The sequence below is a fragment of the Pseudomonas sp. KUIN-1 genome (assembly GCF_009176725.1).
Classification (GTDB): Bacteria; Pseudomonadota; Gammaproteobacteria; order Pseudomonadales; family Pseudomonadaceae; genus Aquipseudomonas; species Aquipseudomonas fragariae.
Genome location: NZ_AP020337.1, coordinates 2,894,630 through 2,903,623 on the forward strand (window position 1 = coordinate 2,894,630; position 8,994 = coordinate 2,903,623).

General features: G+C 59.6%; 7 protein-coding genes. 3 read left to right on the top strand and 4 right to left on the bottom strand.

What is annotated here, in order from left to right; translation table 11 throughout:
* Positions 1-95 precede the first annotated feature (95 nt).
* From KUIN1_RS13365 to KUIN1_RS13375, 3 genes are read right to left on the bottom strand one after another with little or no spacing between them, the layout of a single operon-like run.
* On the bottom strand, positions 96-1,106 hold the full coding sequence (locus KUIN1_RS13365) for a substrate-binding domain-containing protein (RefSeq protein WP_011267783.1): 1,011 nt from the start codon (positions 1,104-1,106) through the stop codon (positions 96-98).
* Between the two features lie 43 nt (positions 1,107-1,149).
* A complete protein-coding gene (locus tag KUIN1_RS13370; RefSeq protein ID WP_003369589.1) occupies positions 1,150-2,127 on the bottom strand; it encodes an ABC transporter permease in 978 nt (325 codons plus the stop codon).
* Complete coding sequence (locus KUIN1_RS13375; RefSeq protein WP_011267784.1) at positions 2,124-3,611, bottom strand: sugar ABC transporter ATP-binding protein; 1,488 nt, start codon at positions 3,609-3,611, stop codon at positions 2,124-2,126. Before KUIN1_RS13375 ends, KUIN1_RS13370 begins: the two co-directional genes overlap by 4 nt.
* Positions 3,612-3,890: 279 nt before the next feature.
* Here KUIN1_RS13375 and rpiB point away from each other — a divergent pair, with 279 nt between their 5' ends.
* The 3 genes from rpiB (at position 3,891) to KUIN1_RS13390 (ending at position 7,845) form a co-directional block, all read left to right on the top strand.
* Entirely contained in the window at positions 3,891-4,352 is a 462-nt protein-coding gene (gene rpiB / locus KUIN1_RS13380; RefSeq protein WP_003395470.1) for a ribose 5-phosphate isomerase B, read from the top strand.
* Between the two features lie 67 nt (positions 4,353-4,419).
* Positions 4,420-5,400, top strand: coding sequence for a sugar-binding transcriptional regulator (locus KUIN1_RS13385; protein WP_003369595.1), 981 nt, complete (start codon positions 4,420-4,422; stop codon positions 5,398-5,400).
* Between the two features lie 69 nt (positions 5,401-5,469).
* Positions 5,470-7,845, top strand: a complete 2,376-nt coding sequence (locus tag KUIN1_RS13390; protein WP_116886470.1) for a glucose/quinate/shikimate family membrane-bound PQQ-dependent dehydrogenase — start codon at positions 5,470-5,472, stop codon at positions 7,843-7,845.
* An 87-nt stretch (positions 7,846-7,932) separates the two neighbouring features.
* On the opposite strand, the gene KUIN1_RS13395 is transcribed toward KUIN1_RS13390, so the two are convergent.
* Positions 7,933-8,706 carry a helix-turn-helix transcriptional regulator gene (locus tag KUIN1_RS13395; protein WP_116886469.1) on the bottom strand — a complete coding sequence of 258 codons (774 nt, stop codon included), beginning with the start codon at positions 8,704-8,706 and terminating at the stop codon, positions 7,933-7,935.
* Positions 8,707-8,994 lie beyond the last annotated feature (288 nt).

The following is an 8,994-nucleotide window of genomic DNA, read 5'->3' on the forward strand; positions in this document are numbered from 1 at the left end:
AAATGCGTCGTTTGAAATACTGTCTTCGCGAACAAGCGAAGCGTCGCCCGGTTCGCTCCCACGCCCTTCGGGCAGAAGCGGGAATCTCAGACCGGTTACTTGCCGCCGCTGACCTGCTTGTACAGCGCATCGGCGTTGGCATCGGTGACCGGCACCCAGGGCAGGATGTAGTTCTTGTCGGTGCCGTCGCCCCACTTGACGTCCTTGGCGTAGCGCTCCCAGATCACCGACTGCGGCTTGTAATCCTTGCCGGCCAAGGTGCGAAGGGCGACATCAAGGGCACCCTGGGACTGGGCCTGGGCGTCCTGCAGAAAGGTCGTGATTTCGTTTTTCTTCGCCGCCTGAATGGCGTCAGGCATGCCATCGATGGAGGTGATCGGCACATCGGCAGGCTTCAGGTTGCGCGATTTCACCGCTTGCAGGGCACCGAGAGCCATATCGTCGTTCTGCGAAATGATCCCGGAGATGCCGCCGTTCTGATGCGCATTGAGCCAGTCTTCAGTCAGCGTCTGGGCTTCGGCGCGGGACCAGTTGGCGGTCTTCTTCTCAATGATCTTGATGTCCGGGTGTTTGCTCAGGACTTCCAGTTCGCCTTTCTCCCGATCAATTTGCGCCGACTGGCCAATCGGTCCCTGGATGATCACCACATTGCCTTTGCCCTTGAGCTTGTCGACCATTGCCTGCGCCTGCAGCCGTCCGCCCTCGACATCGTCGTTGCCGACGTAAGGCACCTTGTTGCCGGCAACCCGGGTGTTCGATGCGATCACCGGAATGTCGTTTTCCATCGCCCTGGCCACCGTGCCGACACCGGCCTTGGTGTCGATGGGCACGAAAATGATCGCGTCGTAATGCTGGGTGATCATGGTCTCTATCTGATTGTTCTGGGTCAGCGCATCGTAGTTACCGTCGAACACGGTGATTTTCACGGTGCCGTCCTTGACCGCCGGATGCTCCTTGAGCTCACGCACCCAGTTCTGCATGAACTGACCCTTGAGGCCATACACCGCCGCGCCGATCTTGTAGGTCTTGCCATCGGCGGCCATGGAGATACTGCTGGCGAGCAGGGAGAACGCCGCGACAGCGGCCAGAGATGTACCGAATTTCATGATGAGAACCTCGTTATTGTTGTAGTCAGTCGTTCATGCCGGTCTAGCGTTTTTTCTTGCGCCACACATCAATCAACACTGCGAACACGATGATCAGGCCCTTGGCGACCTGCTGGTAATAGGAGGACACGCCGAGCAGGTTCAGGCCGTTGTTGATCACGCCGATCAGCAGTGCGCCAAACAGTGTGCCAACGATGCTGCCAGTACCGCCCGACAGGCTGGTGCCGCCGATGACCACTGCTGCGATGGCGTCCAGTTCGTAGGACATGCCGGCCTGGGGCAGGGCGGAGGTGGTTCTGGCGGACAGCACTACGCCTGCCAGTCCGGCGAGCAGCCCGGAAACCACGTACACCGAAAACATCACCTTGCGTACGCCGATACCGGAGGTGCGTGCGCTCTTTTCGTTGCCGCCAACGGCGTACACGTAACGGCCGTAGGTGGTGTAGCGCAGTACCATCCAGAAAATCAGCGCGACCACCGCGAAGATAATGATCGGCACACCAATCGGGCCGACCCGGCCGATACCCAGCGCCAGGTATTCTTCGGGCAGGTCGGTCACCGGGCTGCCGTCGTTGAGGATGAAGGTCATGCCGCGGGCGATGCTGAGCATGCCCAGGGTGGCCACAAACGGTGGAATCGAAAGATTGGCGACCATGAAGCCATTGACCACGCCAAGCATGGCACCGGCAAACATGCCTGCGCTGACCGCCGCCAGCAGGCCATAGCCCTGGGTCGCGACCAGTGCGCTGCACAATCCGGCGAACGCCAGAATCGAGCCGACGGAAAGGTCGATGCCCTTGGTCAGGATCACGTAGGTCATGCCGACCGCTAGAATGCCGTTGATCGAGGTCTGGCGCAGGATGTCCATCCAGTTGCGCCAGGTCATGAAATATTCGCTGGCAAAAGCCAGTACCAGGCACAACAGAATAAACACCAACGGCAGGCCGAAACGGTCGAGAGACAGGCGCAGGCGGCTGCGTGGAGACGTGGAAGCTGGGGCGATAATGGTTTTTGCATTCATGAGGCAAGACTCAACAGGACTTCCTGGGAAAGATCGGCATCGCTGCTGATGGTCACCAGCCTGCCACCCTTGAACACGGCGATTCGGTCACTCAGGCGCAACAGTTCCGGCGCCTCCGAAGAGACCACGATGGCGGCTCCGCCAGCGCGTACGAACTGATCCAGCAGGTGATAGATTTCCTGCTTGGCGCCTTCGTCGATGCCGCGGGTCGGTTCGTCGCAGAGCAGGCACACCGGCTCGGTCGACAGGCATTTGGCGAGGACGACCTTCTGTTGGTTGCCACCGCTCATCGACGCGACGGGCAGATCCAGAGAAGTCGTCTTGATCTGCAGGCGCTTGACCATGTCTTCGGCCAGTTTGTGCTCCTTGCGGGCATCGATCAGCGACCAGTTCGACAACTGCCGGTAGGCCGACAGTGCGATGTTGGACAGGATGCTGCCATTAAGTACCAGGCCGCTGTCCTTGCGGTCTTCGGTGACCAGTGAGACGCCCGCGCGAATAGTCGCTTTGGGCAGGCCGACCGGCAGCAGCTTGCCTTGCAGGGTGACGCTGCCTGAATCCGGTATGGTCAAGCCATACAGGCAGTTGAGAAACTCGCTGCGACCCGAGCCCATCAGTCCATAGATGCCGAGAATTTCACCGTGACGCACGTGCAGGCTGATGTCTTCGAATTCGCCGGTGCGACTCAGGCCTTCGACATTAAGGCAGCATTCGGCGGCGCATTCGCGACCTACCTTGTGATCGATACGCTGTAACTCCTGGCCGACGATGCCGCGTACCAGGTGTGCCCGGTCGATATCGGCCATACGTCCGCTTTCGACAAAGGCGCCATCGCGGAAGATGCTGTAATCGTCGGCAATCTGCGCCAGCTCGCTGAGGCGGTGGGATACGTAGATGATGCCCGCACCCCGGGCGGCAAGCCGGCGGATGGCTTTGAACAGGGTTTGTGCCTCACGCTCGCCGATGGCCGAAGTGGGCTCGTCCATGATCATTACCGAACAGTCATGGCTGAAGGCCTTGGCGATTTCCACCAGTTGTATCTGTGCCACGCTCAGCAAATGCATGGGGCTGGTGGCGTCGACATCGAATTCCAGCTCGTCCAGCAGTGCCCGGGTGCGTCGGTTCAGTTCCTTGCTGTCGACAATACAACCGGCCCGACGTGGCTCGCGGCCCAGCCAGATGTTCTCGGCGACGGTCATGAAGGGGATGGGTTCCAGCTCTTGGGTGATCATCGCAATCCCGGCGGCCAGGGCATCGCCGGGACGACTGAACTGCACCGGCTCGCCGTTGAGCAGGATGGTCCCCGCATCGCGCTGGGTGATGCCCATCAGAATGCTCAGGAAAGTGGACTTGCCCGCGCCATTGCCGCCGCACAGGGCGTGCACGCTCCCGGCTCGTAACGAGAGACGCCCGTCACGCAGGGCGGGGATGCCAGCGTAAGCCTTGGTGACGTGTTCAGCCTGGAGCAGTAATGGCTTGGCCATTGGCGTGTCCTCGTGCTGTGAATTCTTATTAGGTGCTGATGCGTTGCTCAGTGATCATATGTGTATCAAATGAAATTCTGATCAGTCAATCTGTTTCCTATAAAAGTTTTGGAGCGCCGCGCTTGGGCCTACCCTGCGGTCGTTCTGAACTTTGGTCCAGTATTCGCTGGAAAACTTGCTTGACAGAACCCGGCTAATGTTTCAGAAATGACTGATCGGAATTTCATCGATTGAACATTTGGTCAAATAATAAGACCCCCGGCAGTGGAGCCTGATGCCATGAACACACCTTTCCCGGTGGCTATCGGATGTGATGAAGCGGGTTATGAACTCAAGGAATTGTTGAAGCGCCATATCGAGTCGCTGGGTTATCCGGTGACCGATTTCGGTACTCATTCCACGGCACCGGTGCTTTACCCGGACATCGCCCTGGCCGTGGCCACAGCGATCAACGCCGGGCAGCAGCGGCTTGGCGTGCTGGTCTGCGGGACAGGAATAGGCATGGCCATCTCCGCCAACAAGGTCTTCGGCATTCGTGCCGCCCAAGCTCACGACACCTATTCGGCCGAGCGAGCGCGCAAGAGCAACGATGCGCAAATTCTTTCCATCGGTGCACGGGTGATCGGCACGGAACTGGCGAAAAGCATCGTCAAATCGTTCCTGGAGTCGGAGTTCGAAGCCGCGCGCTCCGGCGCCAAGGTCGAGCGCATCAACGCGATAGAGCGTGACGGGCATCAATAGTCAGTGGACGGAACAGGGCGGGAGTAGGGAGAATGTGCCTTTGACGCCGAAACGGAAGCCCGTCCACATGAGTGACAGTACCCAGCGCATGGCCAGCGACATCGACCTGATGACTGAAGTCGCGATGCTCTATTACCTTGAGAACGTCACTCAGGAAGCCATCGCCAAACGCTTCGACCTGTCGCGCGCAAAAGTCAGCCGACTGCTCAAACGCGCACGCGATGAAGGGATTGTCGAAGTACGGGTGCTGCAGCACCCGGCGATGAACAACGAGCTGGAACTGGCGCTGGTCGAGCGGTTTCAGCTGGACAGGGCGTTGATTGCAGTCGACCACAGCGACCCGGATACCCAGCGCTCGGCGGTCGCCAGCCTGGTTGCCAATTACCTGAACAAGACCCTGGGCGACGGCATGATCGTCGCCGTGGGCATGGGCCGCAATGTGGGTGCGGTCGCGGACAACGTGTTCCTGCCGGTGACGCGCAACTGCACATTTGTCTGTGCAATCGGCGGTTCGCTGAAGGCGGGCGAGTACATGAACCCCGACCACATCTGCCGCCGTCTGGCGCTGCGTTTTGGTGGTGAAAGCGAAAGCCTGTACGCCCCGGCGCTGGTCGCCAACCCTGAACTGCGCAGTATTCTGATCAGCAACGACACCGTGCGCTCGACGCTTGACCGCGCGCGGCGTGCCGACATGGCGCTGATCGGCATCGGTGACATGAGCGAGAACAGCAACATGGTGCGCATGGGCTGGTTCTCCCCGCAGGAAATCGCCCAGGCCAGGCTGTCCGGCACGGTGGGTGACATGATGGGCTATGACTTCATCGACATTCATGGCCAGCCTGCGGTCAATGCCATACAGGGCCGGGTGATCGGTCTTACCGTGCAGGAATTGTTTCGTATCCCGGATGTAGTGGCCATCGCCAGTGAAAACACCAAGGCCGCCGCCACGCTGGGTGCCTTGCGCTCAGGCGTGATCAACACCCTGGCAACCACCGTCACCAACGCCCACACCATCCTTGCCCTGGATGACGCGACACGCAAAAACTGACACTACGGGCTAAATCCGTGGTCGAAAGCGTCGCGGCGCAAGACTGGATAACAATAAAGGGCAAGGAAGATGATTCTCAAAGTGACCGGTATCGTCATCGCGATACTCAGCCTCATTCTGCTGTTCATGGGTGCGCAACTGGTGGCTGCCGGCGGTTCACCGGCCTACTCGATGATCGCCCTGGGTTTGCTGGCCACAGCAACCCTGGTATTCCTGAAAAGAAAGTCGGCACTTACCCTGTATGCAGTGATGATGTGGGGGATTCTGCTCTGGATCATCTATGAAGCGGGCCTGGACAAATGGCAGTGGATCCCTCGCGGCGATCTGTTTGCACTGATCGGCCTGTGGCTGGCCATGCCCTGGGTCGTGCGGCCGCTTTATCAAGCGCGATCGAGCATCGATAAGCGTCGTTTTCATCCGTTGCTGGGCGGTACGCTTGGCGTAATGCTGCTGATCGTGATTGCGCTGATGTTTCACGATCCGTACCCGCAGCAAGGGCGGATCGACAGCGTGGCGACCGCCCGCAGCGCCGAGTCGGCAGGCAGTGACTGGGCTGCATATGGCGGTAGCAACGCGGGCCAGCGCTTTTCCAGCCTCGATCAGATCACCCCGGACAACGTCGGCAAGCTGTCGGTGGCCTGGGAATACCACACCGGTGACTTGCGCGATGAAGACGAGGATGCCGGCGAGTACACCTTTGAAGCGACGCCCCTCAAGATCAACGACCGGGTGTATGTGTGCACGCCTCATAACGAAGTGCATGCGCTGAACCCGCAGACCGGGCAACTGGCCTGGAAATACACCCCCGAGAAAAAACGCTCGTATTTGCAGCAGCACCAGACCTGCCGTGGCGTCAGCTACTATTCGGCAGCCTCCAGCCCGACAGGCCAGCCACAACAGCCCGCTCAATGCGCCAAACGCATCATCACCGCGACTGCAGATGCCAGGCTGGTAGCGCTTGATGCCGACAGCGGCAACCTGTGCAGCGACTTCGGCAGCGGCGGGGTGATCGACTTGAGCTTCAACATGGGCACGATCCGCCCGCACGCGCTGATGCAGACATCCGCGCCACTGATTGCAGGCGATCTGATAGTGATCGGCAGCTCGATCATGGATAACGGTTATAACGACGGCAACCCGTCGGGTGTGATTCGCGCCTACGACGTCATCACCGGCAGGCTGGTATGGAATTTCGATCCGCAAAACCCGGACAACACCCAGCCTATAGCGGCTGACCAGAGCTATCCGCAGGACACGCCGGTCGCCTGGGCAACCCTGAGCGCTGATGTCAAAAACGGTCTGGTGTACGTCCCGTTCGGCAACGCTTCGCCCGACGAAACCGGCACCCGGCGTAACCCCGACAGCAACACCGAGAAGTTTCGCGATGCGCTGGTGGCACTCGACCTGAAGAGCGGCGCGCTACGCTGGAAATTCCAGACCTCGAACAATGACCTTTGGGATCGCGACAACCCATCGCAGCCCTCACTGCTGGATCTGGGAAAAGACGGTAGCCGCCAGCCTGCCCTGGTGTTGCCGACCAAAGTAGGCAACATCTTTGTGCTTGACCGACTGACGGGCGAGCCGATCGTGCCTGTCGATCAGGTCAGTGTGCGCACCGCGGGCGGTGTTGAAGGCGAGCGCTTTGCACCCACCCAGCCGGTCTCGCGACTTAACTTCATCCCGCCGGTGTTGACCGAGAAGTCCATGTGGGGCGTTACGCCTTTTGACCAGATGGCTTGCCGGATCGCGTACAACACCCTTCGTTATGACGGTAACCCCTGGACACCGGCCACCGAGTCGGGCTCGCTGATCTATCCCGGCAACATAGGCGTGTTCAACTGGGGTTCGGTGGCCGTGGACCCTGACCGTCAGTTGCTGATCGCCGCACCGGTGCGCCTGGCGTATGTCTACAACCTGATCAAGCGCCCCGCGCAGCCCCGGGAAAAACGCCTGTTCACTCAGGAGGGCAAGCCCTACTGGAACGAGAACTTCGACGGTGACTATGCCATCCGTATTTCCAGATTCGCCTCGAGCCTTGGCATTCCGTGCACAGCGCCACCGTGGGGGACCATGGCCGGGGTCGATCTGACAACTGGCAAGACTCAATGGATGCGCCGGGTCGGCACCACCAAAAACCTCAAGACCAGCTTCATGCAGGAACGTTTTCCGGTCGGTTTTCCCATGGGCATGGTCGCCCATGGCGGTCCGATGGTGACGGCAGGCGGATTGGCCTTTCACGGCGCGACGGCGGATAACTTTTTCCGTGCCTATGACGTCAATAACGGCGAAATGCTCTGGGAATATGAGTTGCCCGCGGGTGGTCAATCCATTCCTTCGACGTATACCGGCAACGACGGCAAGCAGTACGTGGTCATTGCTGCCGGCGGTCACGGATCGCTTGGTACGACATTGGGCGACAGCGTGATTGCCTTCCGGGTTGATTGAACGCAGAAGCGTCTGTGCGAGAGGGCCTTTAGTGGCCCTTTTTCTTGGCGCGTATCACTGCAGTTCATTCACCAGGGCATACGCGCTTCAATCACCAGCCATCCAGCGCGCCAGGCCATGTCGTCCGCTGACGCCCAGTTTGGCGGTAGCGCGCTTGAGGTAGGTCTCCACCGAACTGTTCTTGACCTTGAGGCGCTGCGCCATTTCAGCCACGGTGCCACCGGTCAGCAAGCCCAGGCAGACCTCCTGCTCGCGTGCTGAAAGTGTGACCGAGTCCTGTGCAAGCCTGCCACTGAAGGCCTGATCCAGCGAGCCCGGCTCTGGCTCGAGGCGCGTGGCGTTGTGGCTGGACTGAGCAAGGCTCTGCGCGTGGTGCTCGACCAGCGGCAACAGCGTGTCGGAGAGGCTCTTGAGCAAGGACAACTCTGTCAGGGAAAACGCCCGCAACGCGGTCAGTCGATAAAAACAGATGATCAGCCGACGTTCACCGTGGCTGGACACCAGATTGCACTGGTGGGTGTTGTGCTGAGGATGTTGCGCGCTCAGCGGGGTCTTGAGCTGAATCAACAACGGGTCCTGCATGTGCAAAATGCTGGATAGCAGAGGATGGTCGATGGCCTCGTTGCCGGGAGGGTCATGCTTCAGGCCCGCGCTGCCCAGCGGATTGATACGACTGATGCTGCTCTCGCGCAGGTCCAGCGTCCATTCACTGAGGCCAAGCCCGTGAATGGGCACCAGCGAATCCACCAATTGCAGCATGTGCCCGGCAAAGGTCTCGTCGCCCGTACTGGACACCAGCTTGGCCAGTTGCAGATAGAAGCGTGGGTCGTCGTGGTACTCGAAATGTTGCGCCGTGTTCATCTTGAGCTTTCCTGATTCCGACCGCGCAAAACGGACCATGTCGACTGCTGCGCGGCAACTACTGATTGCACTTACTGATAAGCCTGATGATGGCACTTGGTCTCCGGGTATTCAGCCTAACCTTTCATCCTGCGTCTGTAACAAAAAACAGGGACAGGATTGCAATCCGCTGAAAGTGTATCTGCGGTGGCATTTGGCCGTACGGCACTGTCCGGGTTAAAGGGGCCATACACAGGTGGGACGGCAGTGCTTAATCCGCTGCCTACCCGCCAAGAAGGACCTTGAGCC